General features: G+C 45.8%; 8 protein-coding genes. All 8 read right to left on the bottom strand.

Features of this window, described 5'->3' with window-relative positions; translation table 11 throughout:
* Positions 1-57: 57 nt before the first annotated feature.
* The 8 genes from AC1HCU_RS01500 to AC1HCU_RS01465 all read right to left on the bottom strand — a co-directional run bounded on the left by AC1HCU_RS01500 (position 58) and on the right by AC1HCU_RS01465 (position 18,576).
* The gene (locus AC1HCU_RS01500; protein ID WP_480370991.1) at positions 58-3,162 is read right to left on the bottom strand and encodes a GH92 family glycosyl hydrolase; all 3,105 of its coding nucleotides are present in this window, start codon (positions 3,160-3,162) and stop codon (positions 58-60) included.
* 253 nt (positions 3,163-3,415) lie between these two features.
* On the bottom strand, positions 3,416-4,693 hold the full coding sequence (locus AC1HCU_RS01495; protein ID WP_480368194.1) for a glycoside hydrolase family 88 protein: 1,278 nt from the start codon (positions 4,691-4,693) through the stop codon (positions 3,416-3,418).
* Positions 4,694-4,896: 203 nt separating this feature from the next.
* A complete protein-coding gene (locus tag AC1HCU_RS01490) occupies positions 4,897-7,692 on the bottom strand; it encodes a glycoside hydrolase family 2 protein (protein ID WP_480368191.1) in 2,796 nt (931 codons plus the stop codon).
* Positions 7,674-9,611: a heparinase II/III domain-containing protein gene (locus tag AC1HCU_RS01485; RefSeq protein WP_480368189.1), complete on the bottom strand. Its 1,938-nt coding sequence runs from the start codon at positions 9,609-9,611 to the stop codon at positions 7,674-7,676. Before AC1HCU_RS01485 ends, AC1HCU_RS01490 begins: the two co-directional genes overlap by 19 nt.
* The gene (locus tag AC1HCU_RS01480; protein ID WP_480368187.1) at positions 9,611-11,389 is read right to left on the bottom strand and encodes a glycoside hydrolase family 88 protein; all 1,779 of its coding nucleotides are present in this window, start codon (positions 11,387-11,389) and stop codon (positions 9,611-9,613) included. Before AC1HCU_RS01480 ends, AC1HCU_RS01485 begins: the two co-directional genes overlap by 1 nt.
* A gap of 37 nt (positions 11,390-11,426) precedes the next feature.
* Positions 11,427-14,126, bottom strand: a complete 2,700-nt coding sequence (locus AC1HCU_RS01475; RefSeq protein WP_480368185.1) for a glycoside hydrolase family 2 TIM barrel-domain containing protein — start codon at positions 14,124-14,126, stop codon at positions 11,427-11,429.
* Between the two features lie 3 nt (positions 14,127-14,129).
* Entirely contained in the window at positions 14,130-16,943 is a 2,814-nt protein-coding gene (locus AC1HCU_RS01470; RefSeq protein ID WP_480368182.1) for a sugar-binding domain-containing protein, read from the bottom strand.
* Positions 16,944-16,950: 7 nt separating this feature from the next.
* Entirely contained in the window at positions 16,951-18,576 is a 1,626-nt protein-coding gene (locus AC1HCU_RS01465; protein ID WP_480368179.1) for a glycoside hydrolase, read from the bottom strand.
* Between the last annotated feature and the right edge of the window lie 18 nt (positions 18,577-18,594).

Raw genomic sequence — 18,594 nt, 5'->3', positions numbered from 1 at the left:
GGTTTACATTCCATAAAAAAATAAATATTCACCTGACAAATAAAAAGCATTCCTGGTTTATTTCACTCCCCATTTGTAATTCGGGGTGTCACCCATTTCAAGCTCCAGTTTTCCTCCCTTCAACAACTCACCAGCAGGAAATTTAAAATCATAGAGAGGTTTCCCGTTTAATACAGCCGACTGGATATATTTATTAATTCTGGAAGCTCCGTTGGCGATTATTTCAAACCGATTTCCTCTACCAAATTTTTCACCCAGATTGATGACAGTCTTTTCAAACAAAGGGCTTCCTATTTCGTAAACCGGTTCCACACTGCATCCACCGTCTGTCTGGAACAGACCCAGTGCTGCCATTACAAACCAGGCCGACATCTGTCCCTGATCCTCGTCGCCCAGATAGGCATTTGCCACCTCATGTCCGTAGTATCGGTCAATAATAGAGCGGCTCCATTTCTGAGTTTCCCATGGCTGGTTTACCCAGTTAAACAGGAATGCAAAGTGCATAGACTGCTGATTTCCCTGTACTACCGGATAGTCCCAGTACTGGTCTCCCGGAGCATTATAACGCAAAGGCTCACTGGCTTCAAATCCCCACGTCAGGCGATCTACAAACACTTTTTCACCTATCATCCGGGACAGTGCGGGTATATCTTGCGGCACAAAAAATGTCAACTGCCATGCATTTCCTTCTACATAGTGATGATTTGCTCCTGATTTGAACGGATCAAAATCTTTCTCCCAGTCGCCACTGCTGTAACGCATACGTGCAAAGCCCGTCTCCTTGTCAATTGCATTTTGCCACCAATAGCCCCTGTCTAAAAAGAGTTCATAATCCTTCTCTTTGCCAAGAGCCTTGGCCAACTGCGATACAGTCCAATCATCGTATGAATATTCAAGCGTATTGGAAAAACGGCCCTTGTCGGCAGGGACATATTTATATTTCAGGTATGCAGCCAGGTCTCCGTTTCCTGCAAAACCATTTCCAACATGTTGGGGAAGCGTGGTCTGCATTTTTCTGACTGCTTCAAAGACTTTCTCTACATCATAGTTCCGGATACCCATCTGCCAGGCACTTACAAGCAACGGTATCTCATGTTCCGCCACCATTACGGGGATATACTCCATTCCGGCCGGCCCTTTGGCCAACCACCCATTGGCATCGTACATGCCCAGTTGCGATTTCACCCAACGCGACGACCATTCCGGGGTTACAAGGTTCCAAAATTGATTCAGGTTCCAGAATGTATTCCAGAAAGCATCGCATCCTAAAGCCACCGCATCGGGATCATCAAACTGCCTGGTCTTCTCGGCAGCATCCACCCAGCGGCCATCCACATCACTAAACATGTTACGACAGCATGAGCGGTACATATTGGTATAAAACCGTTGCTTTTCTCTCTTATCATTGCTTTGTATGTATATACGCGAAAGAATGTCGTTCCAAGCCTGACGATGACTATCACGGATTGCATCAAAGTTCCAGTTAAACGGTCTTGTTATTTCCGCATTAAGGTTATTTGAGGCACCGTCCATATCCACATACGAGATTCCGGAGCGTACCTGCACAACCTGGTTCCGGCGCGTATCAAATTCGGCAAAACAACCCATTATCTCCGGGCTCTCAGCGTATATTTCTTCTTCGTTCAGTATTTCATTATTGACCCATCCTCCGAAATTCATGATATCGCGATCGAATTCTATCACAAAATATATAACATAATCCTGATTGACATCAGAGGACCATACTTTTTTGGATTGTTGCTTACTATAACCTTCAATCCTCCTGCTACTCACCCGATTAATTTTTGCTTCAAGTATATCGAATCTGTATTCAGAAGGGACCTTCAGGTCTATCATCACCCGTGAATCGGTACCCGGAGGATAGCTATAACGCTGAAAACCACATCGAGTAGTGGAAGTAAGTTCAGCTTTGATATTGTAATCAGTCAGATCGGCCTTGTAATATCCGACTTTTGCTTCTTCGGATTGTTTATCAATCAGGGAACGATACGACAATGTATCTTTTTTAAATATGGACTGATCTCCTATTTTTGTTTTCAAGGGCCCATTTACAGGCATGATACCTAACCCTGCCATCGTCCATTCATGAATATGGCTGAATGTGCCAATACTTTCAAAACTAGGTTCATATCCGGCCTGCCATCCAGGATTCTGGTTGTCGGGACTAAGTTTTACCATACTGAAAGGCATCCATGAACCTGGCGCTATCATCCAGCGCGAATGAGCAGTCCCCATTCGGGTGTCTATATAGTCCGCCGCAGTCATATCCTTTTTGGGAGTACGTATTACACTGCCTTTTTCAACCACCCTCCCATCTATCAATATGGTATATCTGCTTTTCTGTTGCGAGGTTACGGCAGGCATGGGTGCTTCCAGTATATATCTTCCCTGCTCAAGTACCTGTTCAAGTATTGTTTTCCCGTCAACTTTTACCTCAACATTGGATGATCCGTACAAATGCTCCAGATCAACCAAAAGCGGTTGACTTGATATTTCCGGCAACTGATAGTCTGCCACTTCAACTCCCCTCAGATAAGCCGGTCCGGTTGTTTTATCCATATTGGCATTTGCCGGGCCTTCGAGTCTTATATCATCAAATATAAGCCAGGAACCTTCAAGATTTGTGAGATTTATCTCATTTCCACCTTTTTTTATCAGGGCAGGATCCAGCAGAATCTCAATTGCATGTCTTTTTATTTTATCGTAATTTCCTGTCAGAGATTCATCTCCTCCCCCCTTCGGCAAAATATATTTCCACGATTTACCGTTAACGGTTACTTTAAAATAGGGAGGACGATTTTTGTGCGTATCCAGTATATCAATGATCAATTTCCAATTACCATGATCAGAGACCGATTTCATCCTGAAAAGAATGTTCAGGACATGGGTTCTGATACCGGCCGTATGACTGGTTCCCCCCCACGCATCGTCCGGTCCGGGAAGAATGTATGGAAAATCTTTTTGAGGATCTGATTTTCCGATCAAAAAGAAACGATCTTCCCATCCAAAATCGTGATTGAGGAACTCTTTATAATCTCCGGGTGACAATGCAAATTCAGCTGCACTGTTGTCATTAATCCCTATTTGCCATATTGTTTTGATTTCCTGCCTCTTTCCACATCCCGGCAAGATAGCGATCATACCTATAATAATAAGAATATAATTTATTTTAATCATCACAATTTTATTTTGATAAATTTATTCTCAAAAGGCGAAAAATTAATTTCTTTCAATCCGCTTTGAATAGGTTCTTCTATGACGTTTACTACTATGATAATTTTGCCCACTCAACCGATTCAATTTTTTTAATAAAATTGGATTTATTATCATCGAAAATGTAAAGGCGGGGATTAAACCGCCTTGGTGAATAAGCAATTTTTCAGTTTATAACAACTCATTCTTCTATTCTATTTTTCAATCTCATCAATGCCTCGATGAAATAATAATCGGCATAGGAGAGTGGAACATCCACCTCATGATTGCCGGGGACACCTCCCGAAGCATGCTGAAGGATAAATCCTCCATTTGTACCCTCGTCTGCCAGATAGGAAGAAGATATCATGGAAGACAGCATGTCTTCCGCCGCTTTTAAATATTTTTTCCCTGTTTCCACATCCAGTAAACCGGACAGTTCCAGCAATGCCGATGCAGTAATAGCTGCAGCGGAAACATCACGGGGCACTTCCGGATATTTACCGGGATCATAATTCCATGAGGGAGTGTAGCCAGGCTGGCCTGCATTAAAATCCCAGTAAGGGATCTTATCCTCAGGAAGATTGGGATGATCGAGGAAAAAGTCGGCCATTTCCCGGGCCACTTCCAGAAAAGAAGGATTCTTTGTTTCCCGGTAGACCATTGTAAAACCATAAATTCCCCATGCCTGACCACGAGACCAGGTGGAGTTATCGGCAAAGCCTTGCTGGGTCTCTCTGCTCTTCACTTCTCCGGTTATGGAATCATAGTCCACCACATGGTAACTGCTGAAATCGGAGCGAACGTGGTTCTTCCGTGTTGTTTCTGCATGCTTCACGGCAATATTCTTGTAACAGGGATCTCCAGTCACTTTTGAAGCAAAAAACAATAGTTCCAGATTCATCAGGTTGTCAATAATCACGGGAAACGTTAGCATATGAGTGCCGTCGAGCGATTTCGCCTGGTCCCATGACTTGATCGATCCAACCCGCTGATCGAACCGTGAAGCCAGTGATTTTGCCGATTGAATCAGGACTCTTTCGTAGTGAGGATTGCCGGTAAGCCGGTAAGCATTGCCAAAACTGCAATACATCATGAATCCCAGGTCATGATGTCCCGTAAAGGTCTGAAGCTTCTCCATCTTTTTTAACCGGTCCTGCAACTCACCCCACAACAGGCTGTCACTGGCATATTCGAAAAGATATGCCAATGTTCCGGGATAGAACCCGCTGATCCATCCATACGCATCGACGGTGTGAAGCCTGTTTTTGTCCCATGTTCTGGGCCATTCATCCGGCTTCAGGTTTTGACTTAGTAACCGGTACTGTCTTACGGAACGATCCAGTACGGAGTCAATTATTTCAGGAAGAATGCTTACTGAAGGGTGTGTATCCGAGCCATTCCGGCAGTTACCGGTTGTTGGTATCATCAGCCATACCCATAGAAGCAAGCACAGATAAACAGAGCGATTTATTTTCATACGATTATTTTGTTTTTTACGTTATGGTGTATGGAACCGCAAATAATCATGTTTCCGGGTGAGAACGGTTCCCATGCTCGTTTCATACAGAGAACTATTGAACCTCCACCTATTCATCATATTGAGATGAATACAGCGAAAAAAGAAACTTTTAAATGTTTTGTCAACCATGACCTATCGATTTGCGATAAACCCTACGTCCGTTATTCCGAATCGTATATCGATTTTTCGGTCTCTTCTTTGCGGATAGCATCGTATAGTGCTTCCTGCACTTGTTTAAATGAGACCTCTTCGGAAGGATTGAACCGGTCTGATTGCATGTATGCCAGCAAGCTGTAATACATCTGTCTTGCCACAGGCCGGTTCTCCATATTGTTACCCAGGTCTGTGCTACAGAACAAAAGCTTGCCCTCTCCCACCCTGACTTCAAAAATCAGTCCAAGGTTTCTGTTTTTATAGAAGTTATCCACCATTCTCACGATGGGTTGCAAGTTTTCCTTTACGCTGTCCAGTTCGATCGTCCTGGCATTTTTACAAATATCCCACCATTGCCAGTTACTGTGCATTTCCGTCGGAAAATGCAACAAAGCCGGATGTGACGGGTCACACAATATTCCCATTGTTCCCGGTTGATTGGGAAAGTGCACCGGGCTCCAGAATACCTGCACAAATTTCCCTTCCAGTCCGTTTATCTCCTCCTTCACCGGATTAAGCAAGACTTTTTTTCCTTGCTCAAGCGCCTTCCGGGCATCCGCAAAATTCCGTGTGTACACCACATTATCTTCAAGGGGCGGAATAGCTTCCGGATATACCCATATATCCCATGCATTCCGGTATTCCGTATCTTTAAATTCAATTGTCAGCACCAACCGGGCTGCATCTGTCACCTTGCTCAGCGGGACAGAGACATGGCCCAATACCCACCCGTTTCCGACGGAGATATCCTGTCTGCTCAATTCGCCTTCTGCCAGAACGATTCCATCTGTTCGGCTCAATGACCATAAAGGTTGCATCTGCATCAATTTTTTCTCGCTAAAATTGGCCACCTCAAACTGCACATCGAGCGTTTCATTATTCATGTAAGTAGCTTTCTCAAACCTGGCCAGCGGGACTACAGGTGAACAGAACCGGCGAAATTCTTCGGGAGTAATCAATCCTTTGCTTTCCCAAAAAGCATCGAGAATTCCTACCAGGGCTGTTCCCTGGCCGGGGAAATCGTGAAGGTCCAGCAACTGGAAACCGCTGAATCCGGGTGTTTTCAATGCCCGTTCTATTTCTTCCTTGTAAAGAATCACGGCCAGCTTGCCGCTTGCCATCAGGTAGTCATCCGCGAGATACAGTCTTCCCTTCTTTTCAAGATCCTGCACAACAGCCCGGAAGTTCAACGGCATCAGGTTGCCGGTATACTTCTTTATTTCCTTCAGGTTGGGGAAAACACTGTATTGACCTATTTCATGTGTAATAAGCGGTACTGGCAGATCCCGGATGGAAGAGGTATAGTCCTTGTCAAAGCTGGCAGGCTGATCGTCGAAGACACCCTGTCCCCTCACCCAACCATGCTTTGTCCATTGGGTAACCCAGAAATCATCATTCGGTTCCGGCCAACTGCCGTGTCCCTGTTCAAATGTGAACGAAGTAGTCATGTAAAGGCGACGGTTATCCCGCTCCCTGATACTGGTGAGCAGGCTGTCCAACACTTCGAAATCGCCCTGTAACTCGTTCCCCAGGCTGAAGAAGCAGAAAGAAGGATGGTTGCCATACTCTTTCATGATGCGCTCCGCCTCATCGTAAAGGAAATCAACTGTCGGCTGGTCCTCACCTACATTCAGCGTCCATAGCGGCAACTCCACCTGCAGGTAGAATCCCATCTCGTCGGCCACATCGAAAGCGGCTTTCGGGGGGCACCAGGAATGGAATCGAATATGGTTCAAGCCGTAATCACGGGCAGTGTTCAAAACCTTCTTCCATCCGGCCTTGTCTGTGGGAGGGTATCCTCTCAAAGGAAAAATGGCACATTCCAGTGTACCTCTAAGGAAAAGTCTTCTGTCATTTATCTGCAGAAGAGCCCCCCCGTTGGTCAGTTTCCTCATGCCAAAAGTCTCGCTTCTGGTATCCATTGATTCACCCGACTGCAGCGTGGCGGTTATCCGATACAAATTGGGATGAAACTCATCCCATGGCATCGGATCTTCCAGCTGATAGTCACTAACCGCTTCGGAACCTTCTATCGGTATCTCCACAACCGGTAATGATTTCCCCTCAGGATCAGTAGCTGTCAACGAAATTGTACCTGAAACCGGAGAAGACAGGCTTATTGCCACGCGCGCTTTGTGGTTGTCCACATCCGGTGTAATACAGAGTTCATCGATCACTACCTTGTCTCTTGCCGTTAAGGATATTCGTCCAAGTATCCCGTTCCACATGGTCTGTGTGTCATTGGTATATGCATGAGCAAGGTTCCTGACAGAAATATCATGTTGCTTTCTGTTATCGATGCGGACAACGATGCTGTTTTTCTGGCCCGGCAGCAGGTATTCCCCCAGCTCAAAATAATGAGGTGTACTCAGGCTCTCGTTGTACCCTGTCACCTTTCTGCCGTTAACCCACACCTGCGAATGCCAGATGATACGCTCCAGAGTGAGCAGTATCTTCTTGTGCTCCCAGCTCCGGGGAATGATTACCTCTTTCCGGTACCAGGCCGGCCCCACGTAATCAAACCTGCGCTTCAGGTTGAGAAAGATCTCCTTATCCATAGCCGGTTCCAGTTTGCAGGGTATGCCATAACCGGCATCGCACAACGTGCCGGGGAGAGCAATTTTATCTGCAAATGGCTGATTAAACCACTCCTCCTCAATGCCCTTATCCAGACTATCCAGCATCACTTCCCATTCACCTGCCAGACTGATTTCCACTCTATCCTGTTTGCATGCGGTGGAAAACAGGAAAACCATAACCAGAAAAGAAATGTATTGTCTTACTCTCATGATCCAAATCTCCATTCGGTTTCTATTTTCATTTTCTTATCTCTCAGACGGATAATCAAGGGATAGCAGAGATGAGGGGAATATTTCTCGTTCACCCTCTCGTTGCCCGGAGGTATTCCCGGTGCTTCCCCCGTAATGACTTCAAACTGCTCTGCACCGGACAATCTGATATTCAGCCTGTTTTTACCCACCTTACAGGTGACGGACCCTGTCATGGTCCGTTTTGTTGCCTTTGTGATGTAGCGATATGCCGGAGCATCATCCAGCATGACACTTTCCCCATCTTTTGTAAAAATAGGTTTCTCCGTCAGTATCAGCACATAGTCGTACAGATGTTCCTCTGATGAGGCAGCGGTAAATAAATCTTTCAATACATCCTTATCAAGGGTAAGATGTCGCTCCATTTCCACTCCCGGATATGCGTCGACTACTCCGGCACGAACCTGTCCCCCCTTCCTGTCTGCCTGGAAGGAGATCAGTTTCCCTGTTGTTTCCTGTTGGTCCTTCCCGTCAACAGTAAGGGTACTATGCGACAAAGTCTTCCTGTACCAACGGGTGTAAGCCGGCACACCATAAGCTGTGGTACCCATATCGGACACAATCTCCTTATCACCGTCATGTATGGATATTGATAATTTATCGGGATGGCCATGCCCACCGCCGTGCGGACCATATTTCAGCACCACCGTCTTATTGCCGGAACGCAGAACTGAAAAACCGCTATTCCCAAAATTGACGGAAGGCAGGGAAGAGTTTTCCAGAGCAGGTTTTATTCCGGTTGCATTTAACAGAGCCTCCACTGAATTTCTTTCAGTATGCCGGTAACACCTGTTAAGCAATTCCAGAAAAAGGGGATCATTATATCTACGATAAGCCACTTCGTACAAACTTGCCTGTGCCACGAGGGATTCACCATACCACCCGTCGTTATGGGAAGGGAAAAAGAGATCGGCATAGACTGCCAACGCAGGTGCGGCAAGCATTTTATGCAACTTCTCATCATACAGGCTCAGATTGCGGCATCGTACAGCATCGGCCGACAACAACATTGCCCGTAACGGATAAAAATGATACACAGGTGAGCCCTCGCTCCACCAGCCGTCATCATGCACATATTTGTCCATCTGTGCGTAATAACCACATTCGGGATCATTGACGGCCACATTGATGATGCTGTCGTTTTGCAGGGCCACGCCCAATGCGATTAGTCCGCTGTTATGCCACACCTGCCAATTGGCACTTCCCCGGCGGGCAAGAAGCAGGTTGGTGCAAGGAGTCAGATATCCGGATTCAATTTTCTGGATTTCGTCGGCAGTCATTACCGGGCGGGCAATCATGTAAGCCGGACAAACGTCGCTTGCCCATACCGCTTCGTCCAGACTCTGTCCAAACATTTTACCGCCCCATGGACCCGTTTTTCGCGCCGTATCATGGTTCAGATAGGTAAGGTATTTGGATGCATAATCCAGCATCATATCCCGGATGTATTCTGCATATTTTTTTTCATCCGTTGCAACATAAAGATACATACAGGCAGTAAGGTAAATCCTGTTTTGCAGGTGAACATGATTGATCCATGCCCAATCGAACCGGTTATTATTTTCCCAATATTTGTCGCACAGGGCGCAATAGTGAGCATGGGGACTTTCCCAGTCGAATCGAAACTGCTGGTTATGAACAGGACAGAAGTAATCGTGCGCGTGTCCTCCCTCCAGCAAGGGAACACGCAAAGAATGTTTCCTGCGTTCATTCACCGTGATCTCCAACTTTTCCATGATAGGACGCCCCCATTCGGTTTGTACGGAAGTACGAATATTCTCCATGTCTTCTTCCGTGAAGAAGTAGTAATGCTCCTGGGAGATGATGGAAATCGGGATGAACCACAAAAGCAGCATCAGCTTCCTGATCGTCATTTCAATTGCTTTATTTGTCATTATTCACTTTTTAAATAGTTCATATATTCCACCGCAGCCAACAAAAAAGCACCGGTGCCATACACTTCCGTATCATTAAAATCCACCTTTTTCGGGTCGGCTCCAATCGCCTGAACAAACCCTATTTTACCATCCACGTGTACAACAGAATGTATGGCATTCCACGCTTTAAGCGCTATTGGCAGATATTTTTCCCTGTTCAGATAACCCCGGTTGATTCCCCAGAAAAGAGTGTAAGTAAAGAATGCCGATGCACTTGATTCGGGCATGGAATAGGCTTCCGGATCCAACAGTGACGGATGCCAGAATCCGCTCTCATCCTGTAACCGGGCAATTTTTCCCATCATCTCTTTAAACAAGGTTGTATAGAAATTGCGGGATGGATAATTTTCAGGAAGATGATCAATAATGATTGCCAGACCACCCGCCACCCATCCGTTACCACGTCCCCAGAAAACTTTTTCCCCATTCTCTTCCTTCATCTGTTTGTATCGGGTATCCCTGTAAAAGAGGCTGTCGGTCCTGGAATAAAGAGTATCGTAAGTAACCCTGAATTCCTGGTCCATGAAATCATAATAGACCTTTTCTCCGGTGATCTTTCCTATCCGGGCAAATGAAGTGGGAGCCATAAACAAAGCATCGGCCCAACACCAGCGGGAGTGCGATCCTTCGGCATCATAACGCAGACTTACCTTTCGGGGCTTGCTGATAATAGAGTCCAAGATTCCTATCGATTCGCCGATCATGTAAGGTTCCCGGAACTGATTATACAACATGGCATATGGCTGTACAATGCACAGATCATCGGCAAAGTAGGGATTGGGGCCGGTCTTCCACCCGTTTTTCTTTGCCACGGTGAGTAGAAAGTCCCAGTACCTCTGCTCGCCGGTCAGTCCGGCACATTCTGCCATGCCTATATACAACGTTGCGTTTGTCCATGCCCAGTATGCATGAGAATTGGGCCATCGTGATCCTTTTTGTACCTGGCTCTCGAAGTGCATCAATTGCCAGTCAGCTACTTTCCTGATTGTTTTCAGGGTTGAGTTCCTGTTATATTCCTTCCATTGATTCTTGTCAAAGAAATAATCAAGGATAAGTTCCTTCACCACTTCATGCCCTTTTTCATTGGGATGGTTGCTTTGGCTCATAAATGCGTTCAGTTCTCTACCGTCTTTCTTCTTTTGTTTGAAGGCGGCATAACTATCTACCAATCCCGTCCCGTATTTTACCGAGAGATCACGAATCTGTTTACTGTATTGCTCCAACGGAGAATTGTCATCCAGCATATTTTCCGTTAAATCCGGAGTGGGAGTCATCAGGATTACTTTAATGCCTTGTCTTTGCGCCTCTTTTATCATTTCTCCCCATGCCTGGCGGGATCTTTTCAGACCAATTCCTCTGTCATTCAATGCATAATCAATAAATAAGACATCCGGGTTATGGCAAAGTACATCCTGTTCGAACCGTTTTGCTCCCTGTTCAGCATTCTCTCCTCCAATAGCTGTGGTTATTGAATTGACCACCGCATAGGGATAGATCTCCTTTACCGCTTCCAGTACCTGTTGCGGATATGCCAGCATTGTCCTTACATAGGGTGTATTGAAATAACCCGATGGAACGCTGTGTCCGTGAAATACCAGATTTATGGTTTTGTTGTGGGGCCATTTTTTTTGCATCTCTTGTCGTATATCTCCGAGATAATCCTGTTGCTTCCCTGTTTGTGTCAACGCATTCAGGGAAAATAAAATAAATATATGCAAGAAAAGAACGGGTTTCATGTTTACATCATTTACAAGTTACCGGAATCCGGTTGATTCATTGTTTTTTCTCTTTTAAATACTCCACCAAACTATGAAAGAAAGCTTTCACCTCCGGTTCACTACTGCAGGCAAACAGATCGGAGGAGCAGACCAGAGCCTTGCTTTCGGGAAGTTGATAGATGATTCCCAGTTTATGGTTCCGGTCGAAATTGTCAATTACCTGCACGATGGGAAAATAATCAAACGGCATATCGTCAAGAATTATGGGTCGTGAATTTTTCACAATATTCCACCACTGCCAGTCTGAATGATGACTAGTGGGAAAAGAACTGAATACAGGATGTGTGGGCTCTTCAATCAACAGTCCCAATGTACCGGGAGAAGATTCTACACCCAGCCTTTCGGTTACACTTTTAAATACCTGATAATTCCAAAAATCAGTGATAAACAGTCCTTCCACGGATTTTTCACGAACATCCCTTTCCATTGGGATATAGAGAACCGGGCTTCCTGATGCATATAACTTTTCAAAAAGTTTCTTATCGCGGGTAACCGTTACCCCATCTACTTTTTCTTCGGCTATTTTCACACTATTGTAGGGCGGGTATACCCAGATATTCCACGAATTACGATAACCTGTTTCTCTCATATTGACTTCAAACCTCATCTTTGCCGGTTCCCGGATTTCGCTTAACGGAATATCCAGAGTTATCAGGGAATTCAATTTCCCCTGTGAGATTACCGGGCAGAAAACCTCCTTACGGTAAACCGTTTCACCCGATTCGGCTGACAATATGCAGGAAACGGTCTCTCCCGTTACATCCGTCTTCCCGTAATGGGCAATCTGTATCTCTGCTGTAAACAACTCGTCGTTATTCCAGCAATATTTCGGGAATCGTGCAAGTGGCACTATATCGTTACAGAATTCCCTCCACTTTTCCGGTGAAATGATCCCCTTGGACTCCATGAAAACATCGAGGATACCGACAAGCGCAGTTCCCTGTCCGGGATAATCCTGCAAGTCGAGTAACTGAAACCCGCCAAATTCGGATGTGCGCAATGCCATCTCGATCTCTTCTCGGTAGCACAGGGCTGCCAAAGCGCCCGAAGCTTTTAGGAAAGCATTCGCCTGTTTACCCATACCGGTCTGTTCCAGTCGCTTTTTGAATATCATGAAATTCAGAGGGCGGAGCACGCCTTTATATTTATCAATCTCCTTAAAGTTGGGATAAACCTGGTATTGTCCGGTTTCATGCCCGACAATCGGCTTACCGGCATTAGCACTTGCGGCAGAGAAATCACGCAAGGTATTCGCTTTTTGCCGGTTAATCATTCCTCCCTTGTCGGAATCCGCAAAGGAGAACGCCCCCCGTAAGTCGGTACTGTTATCCGGAGCCATCTTACCATAGCGCATCGCCACGAGGAAATCTTCCGAAGGATGCGTCTGGGGATCCCAATAATGGTTGTTTGTGCCCAATGCATAAAGATGTCGTTGATCATCCTCTTTAAACTCTTTGACGATATCTGCCATGACCGCCGTGTCCCCTTCCAGTTCATTCCCCAGGCTGAGCATCACAAAGGAAGGATGATTGCCATATTCTTCGATAATCCTTTTCCCTTCCTCCTTCATATAGGAAATAAGGACAGTATCTGTTTCACGGTAAGTACCCCATAGGGGGAGTTCCGTTTGCAGGAAAATACCGGCTTCATCTGCAGCAATGAAAGCAGCCTCTGGTGGTGTCCACGAATGGAAACGCACATGATTCAAACCATACGACCGGATGATTGAGAAATATCTTCTCCAATCATCTGTATTCATGCTTGCATAGCCGGTAAGAGGAAAAACACCCGATTCGTTTTTGCCCCGAAGGAAAACAGTCCTGCCATTATTCACAAATTGTCTTCCCTCTGTTGTGAAACTGCGGATTCCATGACGAACCAATTTCGAGTCATAGCCCCGAATATCAATGTGAAAAGTATATAGAGCAGGAGAATATTCATCCCACAGACGAGGGTTGGGTATATTTGTTTCTATCGGGTATACCGAACAGCCGGGAATTACATTCACCCACACCTCCTGTTGTGCAATGATCCTGCCTTCATCATCTTTCACTGTAATCCCAAGATGCTGATTATCCAAACAGATTCTGGCATGATTATCAAGAGACACCCGGACCATACAATTTCCATCAACCGACGAGTCTATTCTGATATGCCTGATCGATATATCGGGCAACAACCTGAGATAAATATCGCCCAATATCCCATTCCAATTGGTTTGGGTATGCTCTGAATAGGCATGCGATCCTCCCAGCGGAAGCAGACTTTTGGTGTTATCCACCCTGATCGCAATATGATTACGGCCCTTCTTAAATAAGGAGTCAATTCTGTACAGATGAGGGGTGGAAACACTATTCCGGTGCCCCACAGGTTGTCCGTTGACAAACAGTTCCGATACTTTCGTCCGTTCCATATGGAGTTCCACAGGGCGGTTGACCCAGGATGAAGGGATCATCACTTCTCTTTCATACCATGCAGCACCCTGGTAACCATATGTCTCACTCAGCCTATTTGTTACAGAATCTACTGATGGACAACCAACTCCGTTTTCAGCAAGTGAGCCCGGAAGAATTATCCTATGATAAACTGAGTCAACCCTCACCCTCCACTCTCCCGATAAATCCATCCTGCCTTCCGGTTGAGTACAGGAAATCATTGCAGCGACAAAGCAAATATTTACCAGCAAATGTTTCATAACTCATGGTTGTAAAAACAGTTTATCGATCATTTCAAATGTCAGCGTCTCATTGGGCCGGAAATCCGGAGAATTCACGTAGCTGAGCACACTGTAATACATCTGACGCGCCACCGGACTTCTATCCAGTATATCGTCAAATGCAATGGCAGTTGCCAGCAGTTTTCCTTTTCCCACTTTTGCCTCAAATATAAGGCCTATTTTTCTATTGTTGTTCCAGTCCGGTATAATTTGCACCAATGGCTTAAACGCGTAGGGAGAATGATCCAGTATAACCGGTTTCGAATTTCTTACCAGATCGAACCACTGCCAGTTGGAGTGAAACTCTGTGGGGAAATGGCGGAACAGAGGATGGAGTGGATCACACAATATACCCAACAGGTTGGGTGGGGTTCCTGACCATACAACATTCCATGAAATGCCGGAAAATCCAGGTTGTACGTCTGAATCAATTTTTGCCGTGTCGGCCAGTAAAAGCAGATTACCCCCTTTCTCAAGATGGGCTTTTGCCTTCCTATCCCATTTTCGGGTTATCATCACATCTTTCGGAATCATTTCAGGAAGTGTCCTGGGATAGACCCATATCTTCCACTCATTGGATATATCGGTACCATCCATTGAGATTTTCAGGATCAAATCGGTCGCATCTGCGATAGTCTCGAGTGAGGCGGTTATCTCTCCAATATCTGTAACAGTACCAACTGGAATTTGGATGTGCTTGAAACTACCCTCATCAAATATCCTTCCATCGGGAAACTGGAGCGTCCATCTTACCATCGCATTATTGAATGCGTTTTTCAAAAAATTAACTATCTGTGCTTTGGCGGTAAAGGTTTCGTCCTGGCGCCAGGTAAATTTTTCCACCCTGAGCAGCGGCAGACATGGACGTTGCATATTCCTGAATTCCTCAGCTGTCACGTAAGGTTTCGGGGCATAAAATACATCCACCACACCCACGGGCGAGGTTCCCTGCCCGGGAAAGTCGTTCAACTGTAACAGATGATATCCTCCAAATCCCGGTGTACGAAAATAGGATTCAAACTCCTCCTTTTTCTGTATGACCTGGAATTTTCCTGAAGCAATATGGAAATCATGTGCCTGACCGAGCATGTTCTTATTTCTGAGATCCTCGCGGAAAAGCTCATAATTATAGGGTTTTAACACCCCAACATATTTGCTTGTCTGATCAAAGTCGGGATACGCGCACCATTGTCCAATTTCATGGGTAATCATCGGGACGGTAAACTTTCGCACATAATCGGTGTAGTCATAGATGGTATTCAACGGTTCTGCATTGAATCTTCCCTTCAACTCCTCCTGCCAGCGTTGGGGGCGCGCTCCGTAGAATACATAGAAGTCGCTCCCTTCCACCGTGGGGTATCCAGAGGCTGCCACGTAAAGATGTCTCGGATCGGACTTCCACTTTTTCAGCATTTCCTGGAGGAAAGGCACACACCCTTTGCCGACAAGTTCGTTCCCTTCACAGAAAAAAGCAAATGAAGGGTGGTTCCCGTATGTTTCGAAAATCCTACGGACTTCGTCATGATAAAACCGGTTGGTTGCTTCATTCTCTCCCACGGTAAAACGCCAGTCGGAGTTCTCTATCTGGAGATACAAACCCAACTCATCGGCAGCCGTGAAGGCAGCCTCCGGAGGGCACCAGGAATGGAACCGAACTGCATTAAACCCATACTCCTTGTATACCGTAAGCACTTTTTTCCATTCGGGATAATCCATAGGCGGATATCCTGTCAGCGGAAACTCACAGCAGTTAACTGATCCACGTATAAAAACGGGATGATCATTGACGATAAACTGTGTTCCTTGCGTGGCAATATCACGTACCCCAAAACGTACACTTTTTTCATCAAAATAATTTTTATCTGGGATGATCACGGTATAGGTCAGCTCATAAAGGAATGGGTCAAACTCATCCCATGTGTGGAGTGTATCTACCGGATCATAGCGATGGGTAAGTGTAATGAGCGAGTCGCTTCCTTCAAAAGGAATTACAACCTCCGGCATTGACTGATTTCCGGGAGTCTTCACGGAGCGACAGGTGATATGTACCTCCCCTTTCACCCGTTGGCCGGTACTATTCGATATCCCGGCTCTGATCAACAGTTTATTTTCTTTTCGTTTGGGATAAACCTGCAGGTCGGCTATATGTACTTTATCGAATGCCTGAATTTCTATCCTGCCGATAATTCCGTTCCAGTTGGTTTGGGTTTCGGCACTGATGGCATGGGTGTAGGCAATGTCATAAATCAGGCTATTGTCTACGCGAATACGTACACTGTTTTTTTCTCCGCTCTTCACATAAGGAGTAATATCATACATATGCGGAACGGAGAGACTCTCTCCCTGCCCCGCCTTGAGGCCGTTTATCCAGACTTGCGTTTCCCAGTGTGCCCGTTCAAGAAAGAGAAAGATCCGTTTGTCTTCCCATCCTTCGGGTATAAAGATGTTCTCTTTTTCATACCATGCAGCCCCGCTATATTCAAAAAGACGGGTCAGCCGGATGGAAGTCATATCCTGTGTCTTGTATCCTTTACCGGCCTGATCAGTGGAACCGGGCAACAGAATTGTCTTGGGAAGTCTACTTACGAAACTGCTCCCTTTCACAGGGATACTCACATTCATCGGGTCAAGCTTGAAATTCCAGATACCTGCCAAGGAGACAAAGTCCCGGGCAGACTTCCCGTTTCGTGGGGAGTGTGCCATCATGAAACAACTTCCGGTTATGAATACTATCAGAAAAAGTGACCGGATCATCGCTCTCACGTGTATTTGCATCAATCTTATTCTTAACTTCATCAACAACCTATTCTATTTCTCCTGTAAGTGTGACCACGCTCTTCGGTGCAAGGATGATCTCATCCGAATTGACATTCTCTCCTTTTTGAAGATTCGCATTTTCTGAAGTCACATAGGGAGTGAGTTTGCCATTTTTTAATTTTCCCCTCAGCTCAAGCTTGTATTTGCGTTCCGTATTGCTTGCATTGATGGCTACCACCACCAGTTTCCTTGTAAGGGGCTCTTTATAGGCGCTGATCATCACATCAGTGGATGCCTGCAGGTTGCTTTGTCCATCAACATGAATCCTTCTCATACCCGGACGAATGAAGAAAGAAAAATTTCCAAGAGCCCACAACAGTTTGGAATCACGGACAAACCCGTCCTGTTTGCAATATCCGGGAGAGAGGCCTCCGTTACTCGCCCCATCATCAAGATAGATCAGCCCATCCTTGTAATTGGCACGGGTAAGGGCTGTCCACCATTGCCAGGAAGAGGCATTGGCAACCACCAGGTCATTATGAATGATTCGAGCCACAAACAAGGCTGTCTTCATCCCCAAATCACGCTGATTCCCGGTACCTCCCGGTATTTCGTTCTCTCCAGGTTGCTCCAGAATACAATACTCTGTCTGCCAATATTTAAGTCCCGGGTACTTCTTAACCTGGGTATCCAGCTTCTGACGATGGTCCACCTGACTGGAAACAGGCCATACTGAGAAATAACTATGTCCCGTGATCACCTTTTCCACATTGGGCAATGATGCAATGGAGAGATTTGAGGCAGGGCTCCAGAATTCCTCAATCTGATTGTCGCGCATTTCATTGTTTACAATGCCATAAAGATAATTTATTGCACCTGCTTCGCCCAGTGCGACGGTGGTGACCAGGCCCCGTTTTTTTAACCTTTCTGACAAAAGGGTAGTAAGCTCAAACAATTCCCGGTTGGTGGCAGGTGTACCTTCCTGGTTCGCCTTGCCGTTACTTCCTGCCATCCAATCCCACTGAGGTTCATTTACCGGACTCAGGTAGTTGAATGTTATCCCTTCTTTCTCCTGCAGGTTTTCAATGCAGTCGACCAGAAAATCGGCATAAGAGGGCATCATCCCGTCTTTGATGTTCATTCTCTGCTTTTGGGGTGAGAATGCCTTACCATTAATGGTCATATGTACAGGCGGACTGATGGTAAAAGCCAGGTATTTTTCAACTCCCCGCTGGCGGGCGGCCTGCAAGAACCAGCGCTGCCCTTCCTGTTTGTCCCAATTGTATGTTCCGTCGGGAGACTGGAAACATTCACCTCTGCGCCACTCATCAGATATATCGCTGTCCGCTCCTTGTTCCATGCTTCCCGCACCAAGATAAAATCGCCAGATAGACAATCCGATCCCTTTTGGGTTTCCTTCCCCATCGGTTTCTTTGCTGAACAACAAATCGGCAATCCTGTTTTTCTTTTCTTCCGGCCAGTATTTACCTACCATCTGGCAACGCCAGGCATCAGAAGCACCAAAGCCGTCAATAGTCTGTAACTCCTTTTCCGGATCAATTTTCATTATGCGTACCTCGGAGGGAACAGCCGGCGAAGGGATATCCACCTTTGATCCACAAGCCAGAAAAGGAACTGCAAACCCTATGATAATATTACCGATAGATCTCATTTTTACATGATTTAAGTG

The organism is Proteiniphilum sp. LBM24028 (genome assembly GCF_056629195.1).
Note: the sequence above shows the minus strand (reverse complement) of the source record. Positions and strands in the feature narration are given on the sequence as shown.

What these genes read in the sequence shown, in the direction of transcription:
- AC1HCU_RS01485 (WP_480368189.1), bottom strand. Translation starts at nt 9,611, where the DNA reads ATGACAAATAAAGCAATTGAAATGACGATCAGGAAGCTGATGCTGCTT.
- AC1HCU_RS01480 (WP_480368187.1), bottom strand. Translation starts at nt 11,389, where the DNA reads ATGAAACCCGTTCTTTTCTTGCATATATTTATTTTATTTTCCCTGAAT.
- AC1HCU_RS01490 (WP_480368191.1), bottom strand. Translation starts at nt 7,692, where the DNA reads ATGGAGATTTGGATCATGAGAGTAAGACAATACATTTCTTTTCTGGTT.
- AC1HCU_RS01465 (WP_480368179.1), bottom strand. Translation starts at nt 18,576, where the DNA reads ATGAGATCTATCGGTAATATTATCATAGGGTTTGCAGTTCCTTTTCTG.
- AC1HCU_RS01470 (WP_480368182.1), bottom strand. Translation starts at nt 16,943, where the DNA reads ATGAAGTTAAGAATAAGATTGATGCAAATACACGTGAGAGCGATGATC.
- AC1HCU_RS01475 (WP_480368185.1), bottom strand. Translation starts at nt 14,126, where the DNA reads ATGAAACATTTGCTGGTAAATATTTGCTTTGTCGCTGCAATGATTTCC.
- AC1HCU_RS01500 (WP_480370991.1), bottom strand. Translation starts at nt 3,162, where the DNA reads ATGATCGCTATCTTGCCGGGATGTGGAAAGAGGCAGGAAATCAAAACA.
- AC1HCU_RS01495 (WP_480368194.1), bottom strand. Translation starts at nt 4,693, where the DNA reads ATGAAAATAAATCGCTCTGTTTATCTGTGCTTGCTTCTATGGGTATGG.